This is a genomic window from Corynebacterium sp. HMSC061H03, from assembly GCF_001838215.1.
In the GTDB taxonomy this organism is placed as follows: domain Bacteria; phylum Actinomycetota; class Actinomycetes; order Mycobacteriales; family Mycobacteriaceae; genus Corynebacterium; species Corynebacterium jeikeium_D.
Map to the genome: position 1 here is coordinate 66,951 of NZ_KV836086.1, position 18,829 is coordinate 85,779.

The 18,829-nt window shown below is 58.9% G+C and carries 18 protein-coding genes; 5 read left to right on the plus strand and 13 right to left on the minus strand.

Annotation, left to right across the window (positions count from 1 at the left end; all coding sequences use genetic code 11):
• Positions 1-14 precede the first annotated feature (14 nt).
• Positions 15-950 carry a type I pantothenate kinase gene (coaA, locus tag HMPREF2787_RS09835; RefSeq protein WP_042388837.1) on the minus strand — a complete coding sequence of 312 codons (936 nt, stop codon included), beginning with the start codon at positions 948-950 and terminating at the stop codon, positions 15-17.
• A 150-nt stretch (positions 951-1,100) separates the two neighbouring features.
• On the opposite strand from coaA, the gene glyA reads away from it, so the two are divergent.
• A complete protein-coding gene (gene glyA, locus HMPREF2787_RS09840) occupies positions 1,101-2,402 on the plus strand; it encodes a serine hydroxymethyltransferase (RefSeq protein WP_005510713.1) in 1,302 nt (433 codons plus the stop codon).
• Between the two features lie 71 nt (positions 2,403-2,473).
• Here glyA and HMPREF2787_RS11330 read toward each other — a convergent pair whose 3' ends face one another.
• On the minus strand, positions 2,474-3,229 hold the full coding sequence (locus HMPREF2787_RS11330) for an HNH endonuclease signature motif containing protein (protein WP_224433548.1): 756 nt from the start codon (positions 3,227-3,229) through the stop codon (positions 2,474-2,476).
• Between HMPREF2787_RS11330 and HMPREF2787_RS11335 the strand changes: the two genes are divergently transcribed.
• The gene (locus tag HMPREF2787_RS11335) at positions 3,215-3,544 is read left to right on the plus strand and encodes a hypothetical protein (RefSeq protein WP_224433547.1); all 330 of its coding nucleotides are present in this window, start codon (positions 3,215-3,217) and stop codon (positions 3,542-3,544) included. The two genes, HMPREF2787_RS11330 and HMPREF2787_RS11335, sit on opposite strands and share 15 nt — an antisense overlap.
• A 305-nt stretch (positions 3,545-3,849) precedes the next feature.
• On the opposite strand, the gene HMPREF2787_RS09850 is transcribed toward HMPREF2787_RS11335, so the two are convergent.
• On the minus strand, positions 3,850-4,377 hold the full coding sequence (locus tag HMPREF2787_RS09850) for a GNAT family N-acetyltransferase (RefSeq protein ID WP_070859151.1): 528 nt from the start codon (positions 4,375-4,377) through the stop codon (positions 3,850-3,852).
• An 80-nt stretch (positions 4,378-4,457) separates the two neighbouring features.
• Between HMPREF2787_RS09850 and HMPREF2787_RS09855 the strand changes: the two genes are divergently transcribed.
• Complete coding sequence (locus HMPREF2787_RS09855; RefSeq protein ID WP_048733985.1) at positions 4,458-5,216, plus strand: enoyl-CoA hydratase-related protein; 759 nt, start codon at positions 4,458-4,460, stop codon at positions 5,214-5,216.
• Between the two features lie 42 nt (positions 5,217-5,258).
• Here HMPREF2787_RS09855 and metS read toward each other — a convergent pair whose 3' ends face one another.
• From metS to HMPREF2787_RS09880, 5 genes are all read right to left on the minus strand, one after another.
• Positions 5,259-5,426, minus strand: a complete 168-nt coding sequence (gene metS, locus HMPREF2787_RS09860; RefSeq protein WP_048733989.1) for a methionine/alanine import NSS transporter subunit MetS — start codon at positions 5,424-5,426, stop codon at positions 5,259-5,261.
• A 5-nt stretch (positions 5,427-5,431) separates the two neighbouring features.
• Complete coding sequence (locus tag HMPREF2787_RS09865; RefSeq protein WP_070859152.1) at positions 5,432-7,042, minus strand: sodium-dependent transporter; 1,611 nt, start codon at positions 7,040-7,042, stop codon at positions 5,432-5,434.
• A gap of 295 nt (positions 7,043-7,337) precedes the next feature.
• Complete coding sequence (locus HMPREF2787_RS09870) at positions 7,338-8,510, minus strand: acyl-CoA dehydrogenase family protein (protein ID WP_048759734.1); 1,173 nt, start codon at positions 8,508-8,510, stop codon at positions 7,338-7,340.
• Positions 8,511-9,136: 626 nt separating this feature from the next.
• Positions 9,137-9,910: an alpha/beta fold hydrolase gene (locus HMPREF2787_RS09875; protein ID WP_070859153.1), complete on the minus strand. Its 774-nt coding sequence runs from the start codon at positions 9,908-9,910 to the stop codon at positions 9,137-9,139.
• Between the two features lie 60 nt (positions 9,911-9,970).
• Positions 9,971-10,363: a DUF5997 family protein gene (locus HMPREF2787_RS09880; protein ID WP_070628935.1), complete on the minus strand. Its 393-nt coding sequence runs from the start codon at positions 10,361-10,363 to the stop codon at positions 9,971-9,973.
• Between the two features lie 40 nt (positions 10,364-10,403).
• On the opposite strand from HMPREF2787_RS09880, the gene HMPREF2787_RS09885 reads away from it, so the two are divergent.
• Both HMPREF2787_RS09885 and HMPREF2787_RS09890 read left to right on the plus strand, forming a co-directional pair.
• The gene (locus HMPREF2787_RS09885) at positions 10,404-11,156 is read left to right on the plus strand and encodes a type 2 periplasmic-binding domain-containing protein (RefSeq protein ID WP_070859154.1); all 753 of its coding nucleotides are present in this window, start codon (positions 10,404-10,406) and stop codon (positions 11,154-11,156) included.
• A 64-nt stretch (positions 11,157-11,220) separates the two neighbouring features.
• Positions 11,221-11,853: a GNAT family N-acetyltransferase gene (locus HMPREF2787_RS09890; protein ID WP_016423177.1), complete on the plus strand. Its 633-nt coding sequence runs from the start codon at positions 11,221-11,223 to the stop codon at positions 11,851-11,853.
• 31 nt (positions 11,854-11,884) lie between these two features.
• Here the strand turns inward: HMPREF2787_RS09890 and HMPREF2787_RS09895 are convergent, their stop codons facing one another.
• The 5 genes from HMPREF2787_RS09895 to glpX all read right to left on the minus strand — a co-directional run bounded on the left by HMPREF2787_RS09895 (position 11,885) and on the right by glpX (position 18,471).
• Positions 11,885-13,483 carry an MDR family MFS transporter gene (locus HMPREF2787_RS09895; protein WP_070859155.1) on the minus strand — a complete coding sequence of 533 codons (1,599 nt, stop codon included), beginning with the start codon at positions 13,481-13,483 and terminating at the stop codon, positions 11,885-11,887.
• Complete coding sequence (locus HMPREF2787_RS09900; RefSeq protein WP_246824297.1) at positions 13,473-14,168, minus strand: TetR/AcrR family transcriptional regulator; 696 nt, start codon at positions 14,166-14,168, stop codon at positions 13,473-13,475. The genes HMPREF2787_RS09895 and HMPREF2787_RS09900 overlap by 11 nt, the downstream gene beginning before the upstream one ends.
• A 192-nt stretch (positions 14,169-14,360) precedes the next feature.
• Positions 14,361-15,656: a TIGR01777 family oxidoreductase gene (locus HMPREF2787_RS09905; protein WP_246824298.1), complete on the minus strand. Its 1,296-nt coding sequence runs from the start codon at positions 15,654-15,656 to the stop codon at positions 14,361-14,363.
• Positions 15,657-15,881: 225 nt separating this feature from the next.
• Positions 15,882-17,282, minus strand: coding sequence for a class II fumarate hydratase (locus tag HMPREF2787_RS09910; RefSeq protein ID WP_016423173.1), 1,401 nt, complete (start codon positions 17,280-17,282; stop codon positions 15,882-15,884).
• A gap of 163 nt (positions 17,283-17,445) precedes the next feature.
• Positions 17,446-18,471, minus strand: a complete 1,026-nt coding sequence (gene glpX / locus HMPREF2787_RS09915) for a class II fructose-bisphosphatase (RefSeq protein WP_070859158.1) — start codon at positions 18,469-18,471, stop codon at positions 17,446-17,448.
• Between the last annotated feature and the right edge of the window lie 358 nt (positions 18,472-18,829).

Consider the following 18,829-nt stretch of genomic DNA (forward strand, 5'->3'; position numbering starts at 1 on the left):
AAAATTTCCGGATGTTAGAGTTTGCGCATCCGGACCCTCGAAACCTTGTGGTCCCGAGACTTCGTAAGAACTAATGACGCACGCACTCGAGTGGGCAAAATATTTTCCGTAAGGTTCGGCAAGTTCACCTGCTGCCAAATGCGTCGGGCTACCTCGGCCGCAGCTTCGTCGTCAAGCGTGGCATAATCCGCGAAGTGCGCGCCCGGAGCGCGAAACGCTGTCTGGCGGAGACGGAGGAAACGGCTGATGTACCAACGCTCGATGTCCGCGCGCGGGGCATCGACGTAGACACTGAAATCGAAAAGATCGGAAATCATCAGCGTCGGGCCCGTCTGCAAAACGTTGAGCCCCTCGAGAATGAGAATGTCCGGACGGTCAACATCGACGAACTCATCCGGCACCCGGTCATAGAGCGTGTGCGAATACACCGGGGCCTTCACATGCCGCGCCCCCGACTTCACCGCCGTGACAAACCGCATCAACGCACGCTGATCATACGACTCCGGATACCCCTTGCGCTGCATAATCCCACGGCGATTCAATTCCTCAGAAGGATAGAGGAAGCCATCAGTAGTAACCAAGTCCACCCGCGGATTAGTCTCCCAGCGCTCGAGCAGGACCTGCAGCAAACGCGCCGTCGTTGACTTGCCGACCGCCACCGAACCCGCGACGCCGATAATAAACGGCACCGACGCCCCCTTCGAAGGATTTTCCCCAAGAAAGTTCGACGTTACGGCGTTCAGCTCCCGATGCGCCGCCACACGCATGTGAATCAGACGAGAAAGCGGAAGATAGACCTCGGCGACTTCGTCCAGGTCGATGTTTTCACCGATACCGGAAAGTCGTTCAGCTTCCTCTTCCGTCAGCACCAGAGGCATATTCTTGCGCATTTCGCGCCACTGCTCGCGTTTGAACTCGACGTACGGGCTGGGGGATGTTGCGCGCGTCATACTTCCAATTGTGCCAAGGGGGTGCCGAAAACCGGAAAACGAGTCAATAAAGGGGGCATACCTGAATGGTGCTGCTTTCGTGGTTTGCCCCATAAAGGGCTAGCATGGCCTGTGGCATTGAAGTTTCATTGAAAGGTCGAAAACCTACTCATGACCGGGTCTAACAATAACGATGTCCGCTACCAATCGCTGCGTGAACTCGATCCCGACCTCGCAGAGGCAATGGCAGGGGAGCTCTCTCGTCAGCGTGACATGCTCGAAATGATTGCTAGTGAGAACTTTGTTCCACGTGCAGTGCTGCAAGCTCAGGGCTCGGTTCTGACCAACAAGTACGCCGAAGGCTACCCGGGCCGTCGTTACTACGGCGGCTGCGAATACGTCGACGTCGTCGAGGACATGGCACGCAACCGCGCCAAGGAGCTCTTCGGCGCTGAGTTCGCCAACGTTCAGCCACACGCAGGTGCGCAGGCAAACGCTGCCGTTCTGCATGCGCTGATCAACGCCGGTGACAAGATTATGGGCCTCGACCTGGCACACGGCGGTCACCTGACCCACGGCATGAAGCTTAACTTCTCCGGCAAGCTCTACCACGTCGCCGCATACGGTGTGGACAAGGACACCATGCGGATCGATATGGACAAGGTGCGTGAGCAGGCGCTCGCAGAAAAGCCGGATGTTCTCATCGCAGGTTGGTCGGCGTACCCGCGCCACCTCGACTTCGAAGCTTTCCGTTCCATCGCCGATGAGGTCGGTGCGAAGCTGTGGACGGACATGGCGCACTTCGCAGGCCTGGTTGCCGCCGGTCTGCACCCGTCGCCGGTTCCGCATTCTGACGTTGTGTCGACCACCGTTCACAAAACCCTCGGTGGTCCACGTTCGGGCATGATTTTGGCTAAGCAGGAGTACGCCAAGAAGCTGAACTCCGCTGTTTTCCCGGGGCAGCAGGGTGGTCCGCTGATGCACGCCATCGCCGGCAAGGCCGTGGCGCTGAAGATTGCTGGTACCGAGGAGTTCAAGGAGCGCCAGGAGCGCACTCTCGCTGGTGCCCGCATTCTGGCTGAGCGTCTCACCGCTTCCGACTGCGCCGAGGCTGGCGTCGATGTTCTCACTGGCGGCACCGATGTCCACCTGGTTCTGGCGGATCTGCGCAATTCTGAGATGAACGGCCAGGAGGCCGAGGATCTGCTCCACGCTGTTGGCATCACCGTTAACCGCAATGCTGTTCCGTTTGACCCGCGTCCTCCGATGGTTACATCCGGACTTCGTATCGGTACTCCGGCGCTGGCCACCCGTGGTCTCGACGAGAAGGCGTTCACCGAGGTCGCCGATGTCATCGGTACTGCTCTCGCCGCCGGCAAGAATGCGGATGTTGACTCCCTGCGTGCTCGTGTTTCGAAGATTGCTCAGGAATTCCCGCTTTACGACGGTATCGAGGACTGGAACCTCATCTAAATCTGCGTTTTTGCAGCGCAAGTACCCGTTCTAGCAGTGCGCTAGGACGGGTTTTCCCGTACATCCGGGTTTTAGTCCGGAGGTGGTGGCTCCGGCCCGAGCTGTTTCGTCGTGCCTGCCCGGTATCCGGCGTAGGACCTCCCGGACATTGATGTCACAAATGAGTTGCTAAACAGCGGCGGCCGAGTTTTATCCGGCGGGCGCCATCGAATATGTCCGGATGTGGGGATGCGTTCGAGGTGGCCGTTGCGTCCTTCCCGGTCGTCGTCGTTAAGCCCGTTGTGTTCGCGGCAGACCATGGTGAGGTTGTCTAGCGTGGTTGTGCCGCCGTGTTTGTGGGCGACTAGGTGGTGCGCTTGTCCGCTATAGGCGGGGCGTTCACAGCCGGGCCACGCGCAGATGGGATTGTCGATGAGCATCGCGATGCGCTGCTCTTCAGTCGCCAGGCGGGGGTTGCCGATGGGAAATAAGTCCGTAATCGCGCTGTGTTCGTCGTAAAGCACGGCCCACCCGGTGTCGGCGAGTAGGGCGTTGAGGAAAACGTCGGGGGCGAGCGCGGAGCCGTTGGTGGTGGCGGCGAAGCGCGGGCTGTAGTCGATGAGGTCTTGTGCGGTGATGATGATGGCGGGTTGGTAGCGCATTTCATCGAGCTTGTCGACGGGCATTGCGGCATCGGCATGCTCGAGGCGCTCGGCAAGCGCTTGGCCGACGCAGCGGTCGTGGGAAAACTCCGGATGGGACTTCCGGATTTCTGCGGCACGGATGGTAAGCGGCGACAGGAGATTGTCGAGCATATCCGAGGGGCCGGAGATGTGGAAGTGTTTCATTCCCCGGATGTCTACCTTCCGGGAAAATCGGGCGCGCAGATGCTGGGGTGGCTCGTCTTCGGTGTTGAGCTCGGTGAGAGTTTCCCGCATGTAGAGATCGAGTTCTTCGAAGCCGAGGCGTTCGGCGGCAGCGACGAATGTGAGCCGCAGGTTGTCGTGGAGTTCGGCGTTGTTGGCTTGGCGGCTGCGCTTGTCGATAAGCACGCAGGTGTCCAGGCTGAGGCCGAGCTGGCGCGCAAGGGCGGTGGCGTCTTCGCGGGCTTTGGTGTTTTCCTCGGTGTCAGCGGGTTGGAGATAGTGGGCGGCGACGCGTAGCAAAAGCCGGAGGCGCGCCGGGTCAAGGCCGAGGGTTGCCGCCAGGTGGGAGGTGGCGTCGTGGCCGTCGGGACGCGCGGCGTGGAGTTCCGCTAGCGTGTCCATTCCGCGCGAGGCCAGTGCGGCGAGCGTCCCAAGAACTGTCATGCCTTTGAAGGTAAAAGTCCGGATGTAGGGGGACAACGCCTATGGGGGCAGGCTGTGGATAAGTCAGCCGGTTTAGCAGTTATCCACATCCGGACTTTTCACCGCGCAAACGCACCGCAGCTGCACCGCCGTACCGCCGCACCACGCGCTGCCGTCTGTTACGCCCCGAAGTCACGCAGGGCGCTGCCGGTGAGGCGGAAGGTGTCCCATTCGTCCATGGGGAAGGCGCCGAGGGAGCGGTAGAAATCGATGGAGGGTTGATTCCACTTCAGGACGCACCACTCGACACGTGAGTAGCCTCGCTCCACGGCAATTCGCGCGAGGTTCTGCAGCAGTGCTTTGCCCTTGCCGGTGCCGCGTGCCTCGGGGCGGACGTAGAGGTCTTCGAGGTAGATGCCGTGGGTGCCTTCCCAGGTGGAGTAGTTGAGGAACCACAGTGCAATGCCGTCGAGGCGCGGGCTGCCTTCAACACCGCCATCACCGCCACCGGCGCCGTCGTCCAAATTTCCGGATGTGGAGTCGACGACGTGGCAGAAAATCGCAGGGTTGTCCCCGAAGAGCTGTTCGCGCAGGCGCTCGGGGGTCAGTCGGACGGCATCGGGTTCTTTTTCGTAGGCCGCCAGGTCTTTGATGAGGTCGACGATCTCGTGGACGTCGTCAGGCGTGGCGGGGCGTGGAAGTGTCATGTGTCCCTTGTTACTCGCGGCGAGTGATTTGGTGCAAAAGTGCGTCCGAGGCGGGGGAGATTGCGATAACCTGCGAGGTTATGAGCAACGTTACTCAAGACTTTTCCGACGGCATTCTAGCCATCACCATCGACCGCCCGGATGCCTATAACTCCCTGGATAAGAATCTCCGCTTGGAGCTGAAAGCCGCTTTTGAGCGTGCGCAGGAGCCGGATGTGCGCGCTGTTATCCTGCTCGGCGGGCCGAAGGCGTTTTGTACGGGCCAGGATTTGAAGGAGCACATTTCTGACCTGCAGTCCGGCGCCGGCATGGGCAAGGTTGTCGAGGAGTACAACCCGATGGTCGCGGAGCTGACCGCGATTAACGTTCCGGTTATTGCAGCTATCGAAGGTGCTGCGGCGGGTGCCGGCTGGTCGTTGGCGCTGCACTGTGATTTCCGTATCGCGGGCCCGAAGGCGTCGTTCAAGGCGGCGTTCCCGTCGATTGGCCTGGCCACGGACTGTGGCATGTCGGCGCTGCTGCCGCGCATGGTCAGTGACGCGAAGGCGCGTGAGCTGTTGTTCTTCGATAAGAAGGTGCTTGCCGACGAAGCCCTGAGCCTCGGCCTGGTCACTGAAGTGGTGGATAATCCAGCGACTCGGGCACGTGAGTTGGCTGCCCAGTTTGCGGCGGGGCCGACGGCCGCGCTGAAGGAGATTAAGGCTCTGCTGCGCCGGGATACCTTGTCTGCCGCTGCGGCGGAGGCGGACGCGCAGGCTCGTTTGGCGGTCTCGGCCGACCATAAGGAAGCGGTGGCCGCGTTCTTGGAGAAGCGACCACCGCATTTCGTAGGTGAGTAAGGCAGATACCTGGAGTGGCAGGGGAGAGATAGTAGTGAAGAACTACTGCTCTTCCTGTGCTCCTAGTACTTCACTGGTGAGCTCTGGGTGATCTCCCAGCTCACCGGAAACCTCGTCAGGGTGCTTGGATAGGCTGACCAGCGAGACCGCCAGACCGCCCCAGATGACGATGATGAACAGTGCCATCATGACAATTGCGATACCGGACATTTGGCTTAAACCTCCTCGGTTTCCGGAGTGTGCTTGCGTGGCAGGTGTGAGGACCGCTTGAAATCTGGCGTCACACCGAAGTCCGAGCCCGGAGGGCCATCGAGACGGTGTTGGCCGCGCCAAGGCAGGATGGCCATAATCAGAGCGCCGATGAGAATCACGCCGATGACACCCCAGCCAAAGATGTCGATTTGGGTGTCGGAGTAGCCTTCGTAGTTTTCCTGGAAAAGTCCAATGAGCTCCTGGAACAGGATGACGGCGAGAATGACCGGCGTGATGTTTCCGACGAAGATCTGCCACATGGTGCCGACCTTGAACGAGGACACGGCGTTGAGGTGCATGGCGAACTCGTTGGTGCGGCGCAGGATCCAGTCGATTGCGATGATGGTCAGCAGTGCAACCAGGACGATACCGACGTTGTTGGTGAACTTATCTACGATGTCGAGGGTTACCAGACCTGAGGTGGTCGGGAAGGCCAGCAGCGAGATGACGGCCATGGCGCCACCGACGGTGAGGGTGGCCTGGACGCGGCCGAGGTTCAGCTTGTCCTTGACTGCGGAGACGACGACCTCGAGCAGCGACATCAGGGAGGTCACACCGGCGATTGCCAGGGAGAGGAAGAACAGCAGCCCGAAGACCGAACCGATGACCTTGGGCATCTCAGAGATGACCGTCGGGAATGCGATGAAGGCAAGACCAATACCGGAGGTTGCGACCTCGTCAACGGCCTGACCCGACTGCGCTGCCATGAAGCCCAGGGTGGCGAAGACACCGATACCGGCGAGAACCTCGAAGGAGGAGTTTGCGAACGCGGTGACCAGGCCGGAACCGGTGAGGTTCGTGCGTGGCTTCAGGTAGGAGGCGTAGGTCAGCATAATGCCGAAGGCCACGGACAGGGAGAAGAAGATCTGGCCGTAGGCGGCAATCCATACGCTGGAGTCAGTCAGTGCGGACCAGTCTGGGGTGAAGAATGCATCCAGGCCCTTTGCAGCGCCGTCGAGCGTCAGGGAGTAGATGGCCACTGCGACGAAGAGGATGGTCAACAGTGGGATGAAGATAATCGAGACCTTGCCGATGCCCTTGTCCACACCAGCGGCCAGAATGCCGATGACGAGTACCCAGACAATGAGCAGGACGATGGAAATCGAGGGGACGAAGTCCAGAGAGAAGACGCTCTCGGTGTCTACTTGGAGGAAGTCCTTCATGAAGTGGGTCTCGGCATCTGGGCCCCAGCTCTTGCGGATGGACTTCCAGGCGTAGATGAAGGACCACGCGATAATAACGGCGTAGTAGACGGTAATGAAGAAGGCGATACCGACCTGGATCCAGCCGATTGGCTCAGCCCAGGGCTTGATCCGACGCATCGACTTCGGTGCGGACCCGCGGAAGCGGTGTCCGATGGCGAAGTCGAGGAAGAGCAGTGGGATACCTGCGGTCAGAAGTGCGACCAGGTAGGGGATAAGGAAAGCGCCACCGCCGGAGTCATATGCGACATAGGGGAAACGCCAGATGTTTCCAAGCCCGACTGCCGAGCCGATAGCGGCGAAAATGAAGGCTGCTCGGGTGGAAAACACCTCCCTTCGCTGAGGGGTAGCGGTCGAGTTGGTTGTGCTCATGCCTCTGGAACTCCAATCCTTCATCTCCGGTCACGCGCTCGCGCGGCCTAGGAGGGAATTTGGTGAAGTGCATCACCATTACCTAACAGAATCTTAGTATATGAGATGGGTATCTCATTGTATAGTTTCGGTTTTGTAGGGGGTAATGTTTTTAGTGGGGGTGTGGCACGGGGGAAGGGAGCTCTAATCAAGCCTCGTAAATAATCGCCAGCCACCCACTTTGAGGTATGCAAAAACCCCGCCAGGAAGACCTGACGGGGTTTGGGGGCGAATCGGCTAGGCCGACGTGCGCTGTTTACTCTGCGCCGCCCTTGGCGATGCGACGGAAGATGATTTCCTTCATGATCTCGTTGGTGCCACCGTAAATGGTCTGGACCTTGGAGTCGAGGTAGTGAGTGGAGATTGGGTACTCGAGCATGAAGCCGTAGCCACCGAACATCTGCAGGCAGCGGGTAACGATGTCCTGCTGCTCCTCGGTGGTCCAGTACTTGGCCATGGAAGCGCCGGTCTCGTCCAGCTGGCCTGCGTTGTGAGCCATAACGGCCTGGTCAACGAAAGCCTGCAGGGCGGTGACGCGGGTGGCGATGTCGGCCAGGTAGTGGCCGTGGACCTGGTGCTGGATGATCGGGCGGCCGAATGCCTCGCGCTCCTGAGCGTATTTGTAAGCGAGGGTCCAGGCGCGGCGGGAAGTTGCAACAGAGCCGCAAGCCAGGGTCAGTCGCTCGTGAGCGAGGTTGGTGCGGAGGTAGCCGAAGGCGGCACCCTCTTCGCCGAGCAGGTTCTCGGCCGGAACGCGGACGTTGTCGAAGTTGAGCTCAGCGGTGTCCTGAGCCTTCAAGCCGACCTTCTGCAGCGGGCCAGCCTTGGTGAAGCCCTCGAGGTCGGCGTCGACGATGAACATGGAGACACCAGCGCGGCCCTTGGATGGGTCGGTGATAGCTGCGACGAGAGCGAAGTCCGCCATCATGCCGTTGGAGATGAAGATCTTGGTGCCGTTGAGGACGTAGTGGTCGCCGTCCTTCTTGGCGAAAGTGCGCATACCTGCCAGGTCGGAACCTGCGCCCGGTTCGGTCATGGCGAGGCAGCCGATGGTGTCGCCGGCGTTCATGGAAGCCAGGTACTTCTGCTTCTGCTCTTCGTTGCCGAACTTAGCCAGGTACGGAGCGACCAGGTCGTTGAGAACGCCGAAGGAAACGACGATGGAGCCACAGTCAGCGTTGGAAAGCTCCTCGTTCAGGACCTGGTTGTAGCGGAAGTCCATCTCTCCGCCACCGCCGTATGCCTCCGGAGTGGACATACCAATCAGACCGAGCTCGCCGGCCTTCTTGAAGACCTCGCGGTCCGGCTGACCTTCCTTGTGCCAGCGCTCTACGTTCGGGGTGATTTCCTTCTCGACGAAGCCGCGAACCATGTCGCGGAACATGTTGTGCTCTTCTTCGAAGTGAGTACGGGGCAGAAAGTCCTTCATGACATGCTCCTAGAAATATTGTCGTGGAATTTTTGTCTTAAGGCCTTTTCGTACGTCGCAGATAAACGCTGCAGATAAACGCGATGGCCTCGGTTCATCGTCATAGTGACTATGACTGTTGTACCCCATTATGCATGAGTGTGATGAGAGACACTTGTTTTTTTAAAAGTTTTTTCCCGATTGGTGATGTGGAATCGCTTGACGACGGATATTGCGCCCAGCCTTCCCGGAAAACTACCCCCGTTGCGGTTGGGGGTGCTATTGAATCCAGACTATCCCCGACAGTCGGCAATGTTAGGTAATGCTAACCTACAAAGCCAGGTGAATGGCTATTTTTGTCATATCTGACAGGCGGGACCCTGGGGCTTTGGGGTCGATAGGGTAGGCGTTTTGGATGGTCATCATGGGGGTGATTAACGAAACATTCTCGTTTTCTTATTCCCATTAGTGCTGGTGGTAGTTAGTATGAGCATCAGGTGGAGACCGGTTCCCTTGATTATCCGAGCTTCTTCCACTGCAGTCATAGCAACCTCCAATTGCACTCGAAAAAATGACGCGACCTGTGCGCCGTCCCCGTGGAATGGACAGCGAGCAGGTCGCGTTATTTTTATTGCTGCGATTAGGCGCTAGTCGGCAATCCCATCAATGTGCGCCAGCAGGGCCGAGTTGTAGTACTCCGGGGTTTCCTGGTTGAGCAGGTGCTTGGCCGGTGAAATGACGACCATGGTCGAGCCCGCGATGCCGTCGTGAAGCGAAGTGACGACGTCGAGAGACGTAGAGGTGTCCTGCTTGCCGGCGATGACCAGCGTCGGAGCGGTGATCTCGGCGAGGCGCTCGCGGGTGTCGAAGCGAGAGAGTGCTCCGCAGGCGCCGATGTAGCCGTCATCGGGGCAATCTGCGATCATGTCGCGGAAGCGGGCGGGGAGCTCAGGGGTAGTGTCGAAGCACTCGTCGGTAAACCAGTTGCGGACGACAGTGTCGGCGAGTGCGATCGTGCCCTTGTCGCGCACGAGCTGGGCCTTTTCCTGCCAGGCCTCGGGTGTGCCGAATTTCGGCGCCGTCGACGACAGTGTCAGGCTGACCACGCGATCGGCGTGTTCTAGTGCGATGGTTTGGGCGATAGCGCCGCCGAGAGATAGTCCCACAAAATGTGCGCGGTCAATATCCTCCTCATCGAGGACCTCGATGATGTCGGCGGCCAAGTGGCTCATGTCCCACTCGCCCTCGGGGATAGGGGATTCGCCATGGCCACGGACATCTGGCGTGATGACCTGGTACTTTTCGCTCAAAGCGGCTACCTGTGGCTCCCACATCCCCTGTGTGGTGCCCAGCGAGCCAATCAGGACAACCGTACCGTTGCCCTTGTGGTTGATTGCATGTGCGGTGTAGTCGATGGCCACGAGGATCCTCCTTGAAGACGTCGGCTGTGTCTGCTGTGTCTGCTGTGTCTGCTGTGTCTGCTATTTCTCGGCGTTGCGAGCAGCTTCGGCGGCAGCCCGACCAGGGCCGTCGTCCTTCTTGGACTCTGCCTCAGCGGCTTCCGCGCGCTGCTTCGCCATGGACTCACGAGCGGCCTCCAGCCACCCCGGCATCTGCTCGAGCAAATCCTTAATCTCCGCCGTTGTCAGCGGCTTGTCCATGTCATTCTTCTTCAACGCCGTGATAGTAATGCCCAGCTTGCGGGCAACTTCCGGGCGCGGGTGCGGTCCGTTGCGGCGTAGCTCAGCGAGCCACTCCGGCGGATTGGACTGCAGTTCCGCAAACTGCGCGTGCGAAATCTCACCAGTGCGAAATTCCTCGGGTGTGGCCGGGAGGAAAATGCCAAGTTTCTTGGCTGCGGTTAGGGGTTTCATGGGTTCAACGCTAGCACCCATTCGAGTAACCTTGCGGAGTATGTCGACTCCTGAACCCGCCGTCCTGCGCATCGTGTTCGCCACCGGCACCAGTCCCGAGAAGTGGTTTCGCCGCTTTAGAGATCGGATTCCGGCAACACTGCACACCCACGCCGCCGACGATCCGATGTCCGACCTGGTCGGCGGTGCCGCTGACATGGCGCTTGTTCGGTTAGAGTCCGAAGGCTCGCTGCCCGAGTCGCTCCATCGCATCCGGCTTTACGACGAAGCCTGGGGCGTGGCCTACGAAAAAGAACACGTATTCTCCCTCACAGAGTCCGTGCCGGAGGAGCTGTTGGCGGACGAAACTGTGCTGCTGAACTCCGTGGATGCGGACGAGCTGCGACAGATGCTGCCTGTCGCAGCCACTGGTGCAGGTGTCGTAGTGGGACCTCGCACGATTTTGAAGGCGCTATCGAAGAAGGCGGTGGCCTCATCGAACTTGGTGGCTGAGGAAGGTGCCACAGATCCGCTGACTCGGACAGCTATTTGGTTGGTGTGGCCGAAAGCAGAGGACGACGAGCTCCGGCAGGAGTTCGTCGGCATTGTCCAGGGGCGCAGGGAGGGGTCGACACGCACGCAGTTGGGGCGCAAGAAGGCTGACGAGCAGCCGAAGAAGTTGTCGGCCCGAGAAAAGACGCTTGCTAAGCAAGCCCGCCGGCAGCGCGCTGGGGCCGTCGTAAAGCATGCGCGTAGTGGTCGTGGCGACCGTCGAAGCAGTGGCGGAAACGGGCGACCACGCAGGAGAAAGTAATCTTTTTACAATATTTTTGCCGTTTCGTTCGACGTGCGCGGAAAAATTAGCCACACTTGTAGTTATGGCTGAAAAGAAGCGCGATTTCACGATTCGAATGATGCGTGAAGAGGACTATCCACAGATCCAAGAGATCTACGAGATTGGCCTGGATACGGGGCATGCGTCGTGGGAGCACTCCGCTCCCGAGTGGGACGAATTCATCGCACTCAAGCGAGTGGATTTGTGTTACGTGGCCGTCGACGCGGAGAACCCGGACAAGATTCTGGCATGGGCATCGGCAGCGCCGGTATCCAAGCGCCCGATTTTCAATGGCGTCATCGAAGACTCCATCTACGTTCACCCTGACGGGCAGGGCATGGGGCTGGCGGCGACGTTGCTGCAGAAGCTTATCGACGATGCCACGGAGCTCGACTGCTGGTCGATTCACTCGTGGGTCTTCCCGGAGAATGTTGGATCGTTAAAGCTACATCGAAAGCTCGGCTTCCGCGAAGTGGGGATCTACCACCACATGGCAAAGATGACCTACGGCCCGATGGCGGGGCAGTGGCGCGATGTCATTATTTTGGAAAAGCTCCTGGAAAAGCCAGAGGAACGTGCGCTGAAGCGTGTCCAGGAAGAAGCAGAAGCCGCCGGTGAGCCGAACCGTCCGATTCTGGACAAGCTCGACCGCGCCGACGGCCAGGTGGGGGCATAGCTGCCGGGAGCTACGGCTCCCCTTGCATTAATTACTCGACGGTTTCCTTCAACGGATCCTCGCGAACAAAGAACACAATGATTGCTGCCAGGATAATCACTGGCATTAGCACCAAGAAGATTGGCGTCAAACCATCGTTGTAGCTGGAGATCAGCGCTTCATGGATTGGCGCCGGCATGCTATCTAGCGCATGTGGCGTCAACGAACCGATCGACTTAGAGGAAAAGCCCTCCGGGCCCATCTGTTTTGCGAACTCCGCCGCAGCCTCTGGTGATGCGGCCTTAATCTGTTCGACGGCCGCTGGAATGCGTTCGCCTGCCAGGTCCTTCATGCGGTGGATGAAAATTGAGCCCACGATAGAAGAACCCACCGCGCCGCCAATCTGGCGGAAGAAGTTATTCGCAGCGGTAGCAGTACCGACCATGGCAACCGGGAAGGAGTTCTGGACGATTAGCACCAGGACCTGCATGCCGGTACCCAGGCCGAAGCCCATGATGAACAGGTAAACACCAACCTGCCACAGCGGGGTGGTGGTCTCCAGGGTGGACAGCAGATAAAGCGAGACCGCCATAATCATCAGGCCGACGAATGGGTAGAAGCGGTACTTACCAGTCCGCGAAACTATCTGGCCTACGCCAATCGAGGTCAGCAGCATGCCAACCATCATCGGTGTCATCATCAAGCCTGCCGCGGTCGGCGACATTGAGTGCACCATCTGCAGGTAAGTCGGAATGTAGGCCATAGTGCCAAACATTGCGATACCCAGAATCAAACCCGACACGGTTGTGAGCACGAAGTTGCGGTTGTTAAACAGGTGCGTCGGAATCAGTGGGTTGGCAACTCGGGTCTCGGTGAAGAAGAACAGCACCCAGGAAATGGCCGAGGCAACGATGAGTGAAATGATGATGCCAGAGGGCCACTCGTACTGTGTGCCGCCCCAGGTGGTGGTGAGAATTAGCGTCGAGGCAGCGGCAGTCAAGAACATCGTGCCGATGTAGTCGAAATTGCCTTCGCGCTGGCGGCGTGGCAACTTCAGGAAGGCTGCGGCTGCCGATAGTGCAACCACGCCCATTGGGACGTTGATCCACAGACCCCAGCGCCAGCCCGGGCCGTCGGTGAACCAGCCTCCCAGTACTGGTCCTAGCACGGAACTCAGGCCGAACACAGCACCCATGATGCCCATGTACTTACCGCGCTGACGTGCGGGAATAACCTCAGCCAAGATGGCCTGTGAGGAAACCATCAATGTACCGCCAGCAAATCCCTGAAAAGCGCGGGCGGCGATGAGCAGGCTCATGGAGTTGGTGATTGCACCCATGACGGAACCGACCATGAACAGCGCGATGCCCATCATGAACAGGCCCTTGCGCCCAATCATGTCACCGAGCTTGCCGACAATCGGCATTGCCACAGTCTGTGCCAACAGGAATGCAGAAATAACCCACGACATGTGGTCAACTCCGCCGAGCTCGCCGACGATCGTCGGAAGGGCGGTGGCGAAAATCATCTGCCCCAGCGAGCTCATCAGCATAGTGAGAATGAGCGCGAAGAAGATGATTCCCAAGTGGGACTTGTTGTCAGAAACCGTGGTGTCGGTTTGGTCTTGAGCAGTGGTGTTGCTAGCTGTCACTATTCCTCCTCCAGAAATGTTTAACGACGTCGGCGGCGTCGTGAAGCGGTGTATCTGTTGTGAATTCGTCCCGATGAGCCGATGAGTAGAGCACGCATTCGCGGACGAAACCGACCGACAGTGCTACCTCGTGTGCGACGGGGAGCTCGGGGTGCGTGCGCGACTGTGGATTCATCTCGAAATAGCGCTCAAAGGCAGAACGGACGCGGCGCATTGAGTTGCCAAAATTCGAAATGACAACCGTCGATAGCTTTGGCTCATTGCGCAAAATCTCGCGGATACGCTCCTTGAGCAGACGGTGAAACTCTTCGGTTGCCCCCAGCTCTTTATATCGGAGTAGCTGGGATTGCTGCTTTTTCTCGATGAAATCGAGCATGTCCGCGATGGGGTCTTGGTGAAATTGGGCGAGGAATACCTCTTCATCGTCAGCATCGAATGACATGATGCCGTTGCCGAAGATGGCTTGATCCTTGGAGTCGAAGTAATTGAAGAATGTGCGTCGACTGATATTGACCCGCTGACAGATGTCTTCGATGTTGACTTGGTCGTATCCGCGATCTAACACAAGGGCGGTCGCGGCATCGGCCAAAGCGCAGTGTGTTTGAAACCTTTTGAGCTCCCGGAGGCCGCACTCGGGGTGTTGGCCCGGATCCAATCTGTGATAGGTATTCTCATCAATTTGCACGAGGTGCAAAGTTACACCGAGTGCAATGTGATGGCAAGTTGATGAGTCAACAGGTGTTTAAGTACCTATGCAGAGAGCATCTTTGGGTTGTTCAGGATGCCGTGGACTCAGGCGCAGGGGTCGGGTTGTTGATAGTCGCAACGCGCCATTCAATTACACAACCTTCGTGTTTTGTGTAGGCACGGTGGAAGGCTACCTCTCCTTCAATAGCTCGTGGCGCAGGGCGTCGTTAAGCGAAGTGAAGCGGAACCTGTGCCCCGCCTTTTGCAGCGCTGCTGCCTCTACTCTCTGATTCGCGAGAGCCAACTCCGCAGCACCGCGTTTGCCCAGCAGTACTGCAGGCCCCAGTGAAGGAATCGGAACCGCCGTCGGGCGGTGCAAGACCTCTCCCAATACCCTCGTGAACTCCGCATTATTCACTCCGAAAGCCAGTGGCACCACCGCATTGACAGGTCCGGCAAGGCCGGAATCTGCCAACGACCGGTGATAGATGTCCAACAGGTCGTCCAAAGCAATCCACGGGAACCACTGCTCGCCCGACCCCAATCTGCCTCCAAGCCCGGTGAACACCACGCCCGCTAGTAGCGGCAAGAGACCGCCGCCACCAGCAAGCACAAGACCAGTGCGGACGTTTACGACCCGCTTGCCTGCATCGCGAGCGGGATCCCATGCATTTTCCCAATCGCGCACAATAGCCGAGAGACTGTCCGCGGCGGCGCTGCCGTCGTAACGCTGCGCTTCCGCGCCAGGGCCAGCGTCCTCGGTGAGCACCTCTGGGCCACGATCCGCACCGTAGAACCCCACCGCCGACGCTCCAACCGCGACCTTCACGCTGTCAGTAGATGCAACGAGCTTTGCCAGAGCTCGCGTTGGTTCGACACGGGAATGGCGAACCTTTCGAAGATGCGCCTCCGTGAAGCGCCCCGCAATCGGTGCGCCGGCCAGATGGATGACCGCGTCGACTCCCTCCAGCAAGTCAGCTGCGGGTGCCGCAGTATCCCAATATCGCTTGTCCACACCCGTCTGTTCACGTGAGCGCACCAGCGAAATCACCTCATGTCCGGCCGTGGTCAGTAGCGCGCGCAGCTGCGTCCCGATGGTCCCCGTAGCTCCACTGATCGCCACTGTCAGCGGCTCCGGCACATGCCCCAAATACTCCGAAAGCCTATCGACGGCCGCAAGGTCGCCAGCAACCTTCGTAGCACGGTAGGCGAACATCGAATCTAACCCGGGTACCGGAACCTTGGTGTCAACGGTGTCCTCTAAAACCGTGCCAGCGCTGCCGTCGTCAAGCGGAGTATTGGAGAGAACATGGGTGTGCTTCCACCCCGTGATGCGGCGAAAGGGTTCGCTGGTGACTTCGTCAATGAATCTCTGGCCGGGGAGGAAACCGGCCGGGTCGTGACATGCAATCCATTTGAGGCCAGCCGGCACGGAGAATACGGTCGTGCCGTCGGCGAGGTTGGCGGCTTCGGATTTCGGTGACATCGGGAGAAGCCCCGGTGTTAGGCGGGTGACAGCGCCGGGGCGGGAGAACCACTCGGCGACGCAACGGCGAGGAAATGCGATGGTGTGGCGATAGGTGGGAATAGTTAGTCACTCTCTGAAACTTGTCCGACGTTTAGGAAAAAATAGACCCCGAAGTCTTTCAGTGAAGTGAGACTACGGGGTCTTATGCGTAAGGTGCTCTCACACCTTCGAGTTCAGAAAGAACTAGTCACGATCAGTGTTGGCCATTGCCAGCACGTCGAGGCGCTTGTCCAGCTCTTCCTCGGTCAGCTTCTCGCCGTCGACAAAGCCCATGTCGATAACAGTCTGACGGATGGTCTTACCTTCCTTCAGAGCGGTCTTAGCGACCTTAGCTGCGTTCTCGTAGCCGATGGCGGAGTTCAGCGGGGTCACAATCGACGGGGAGGACTCAGCCAGAGTCTTCATACGCTCAACGTTCGGCTCGATGCCGTCCACCAGCTTCTCGGCGAAGACGCGTGCGGTGTTCGCCAGCAGCTTAGCGGACTCCAGCACGTTACGTGCCATGACCGGGATGAAGACGTTCAGTTCGAATGCGCCGTTAGCGCCAGCAAACTCAACAGCGGTGTCGTTGCCCAGAACCTGCGCTGCGACCTGGGTGGCAGTCTCACACAGAACCGGGTTGACCTTACCCGGCATGATGGAGGAACCCGGCTGCAGATCCGGCAGGTGAATCTCAGCAAGGCCGGTCAGCGGGCCGGAGCCCATCCAGCGGATGTCGTTAGCGATCTTGTTCAGGGAGACTGCAACGGTGCGCATAGCGCCGGAGAATTCGACCAGGGCATCGCGGTTAGCCTGAGCCTCGAAGTGGTTCTGAGCCTCGCGTAGCTCCTTGATGCCGGTCAGCTCGACGAGCTCAGCGGTGACCTTGGCACCGAAGTCCGCCGGGGTGTTCAGGCCAGTGCCAACAGCGGTACCACCAATTGGCAGCTCGCCCAGACGCGGCAGGGTGGCCTCGATGCGCTCAATACCAGCCTCAATCTGGCGAGCGTAACCGGAGAACTCCTGACCCAGGGTCACTGGGACAGCGTCCATCAGGTGAGTGCGGCCGGACTTAACAACGGTCTCCCATTCCTTGGCCTTCTTAGCCAGGGACTCCTGCAGAACCTTCAGTCCCGGGACGAGGTCCTTGACAGCTGCCTCGGTTGCTGCGACGTGAGTGGCAGTCGGGAAGGTGTCGTTGGAAGACTGACCCATGTTGACGTGGTCATTCGGGTGAACCTCAACGCCGTTGGCCTTTGCGATGGACGCAATGACTTCGTTGGTGTTCATGTTGGAAGAAGTGCCCGAACCGGTCTGGAAGACGTCAATCGGGAACTCAGCATCGTGCTTGCCTTCGGCAATTTCCTTGGCAGCGGCGACGATGGCATCTGCCTGCTCAGCAGACAGCAGGCCGCGCTCCTTGTTGACGATGGCGCAAGCTGCCTTCAGCAGACCCATAGCGCGAATCTGTGCAGACTCCAGCGGACGGCCGGAAATCGGGAAGTTCTCAACTGCACGCTGAGTCTGTGCGCGCCACAGGGCGTTAACCGGAACCTTAACCTCGCCCATGGTGTCGTGCTCGATGCGGAACTGCTGCTCTGTCATTCGTTGCCTCTTTCAGTTAGGGGAACTTGAGTGCGCGCAGAACGGCCCCTCATTGCGCATGCAATTTTCATGCGATGCAGAACCGTTAGCGCATTCGTCTTCAAGTATGAATCAGTTTGTTAAAAAAGTGGTGCCCTGAGGGCACCACTAAAGGGGTAGTTACTTACAGATCGATGTCAGGCATCTCGCCCTTGCCGTAGTCGATGCTGGCGTACTTGCGCAGCTTCTCCAGGGAGTGGAAAGCCTCGATGCGACGAATGGTGCCTGACTTGGAGCGCATAACCAGCGAGCGGGTCCACGCGCCGTTACCGCGGTAAGCGACACCGCGCAGCATGTCGCCGTTGGTGACACCGGTGGCAACGAAGTAGCAGTTGTCGGATGCGACCAGGTCATCGGTGGTCAGAACACGAGAAAGATCGTGTCCAGCGTCGAGAGCTTTCTTAATTTCAGCCTCATCGCGTGGGTGCAGTTTGCCCTGGATCTCGCCGCCCATACACTTCATGGCGCATGCGGTGATGACACCTTCTGGGGTGCCGCCGACGCCCATCATGATATCGACGGAGTTCGTGTCCTGCGCTGCGGCAACAGCGCCGGCAACGTCACCGTCGCCGATGAGGCGAACCTTGGCGCCAGCCTCGCGGATGTCACGAATCATGTCAGCGTGGCGCGGGCGATCCAGCACGACAACGGTGACATCTTCCGGACGCAGACCCTTGGCCTTAGCGACGGCTTTAATGTTGTGCTCAACCGGAGCCTCGATGTCAATCTTGCCGGCAGCTTCCGGGCCAACAGCAATCTTGTCCATGTAGAACACAGCCGATGGGTCGTACATGGAACCGCGGTCTGCAGCGGCAAGAACAGCGATGGAGTTCGGGCGGCCCTCAGCCATCAGAGTCGTGCCGTCAATCGGGTCAACCGCGATGTCAACGGCCGGGCCTTGGCCGTTGCCGACCTTTTCGCCGTTGAACAGCATCGGAGCTTCGTCCTTTTCGCCCTCGCCAATAACAACGACACCGTTCATAGCCACGGTGTTGATGAGCTGACGCATGGCATCGACGGCAGCGCCGTCGCCCTTTTCCTTCTGACCACGACCGACCCACTGACCAGCTGCCAGTGCAGCGGACTCAGTAACTCGGACGAGCTCCATCGCAAGGTTGCGATCTGGTGCTTCAGGATTCGAGGCGTTCATTGAATTCTGGCCCTTCCGTCTTTTTTAGGAACTCTTTTGAGGTTTGAGAATGTGCTGGGAGACGCCACGCCAGGAAACCAGGGCTTAGCGCTGCAACAATTCCTATTAATCGATGTTTGGCGCATCCGTTTTAGCGCCATTGCATCTGTTACTAGTGTTCCACCTTTTTGATGTTCGGGGGTGGACGCAGCGCCAAAGTGGGGGGAGCTTCAGGGCTAAACTCCCACATCACGTGAGTATCAGTATTTTGTTCTGAAATCCGTTCGCTTGACGACGTCGACAGCGTCCGTCATCAAGTATTGCTAGCCGCAGCTGTGCGGATGCGACTGATGACTAGGTTCGTTGCGGGGCCTTTGGC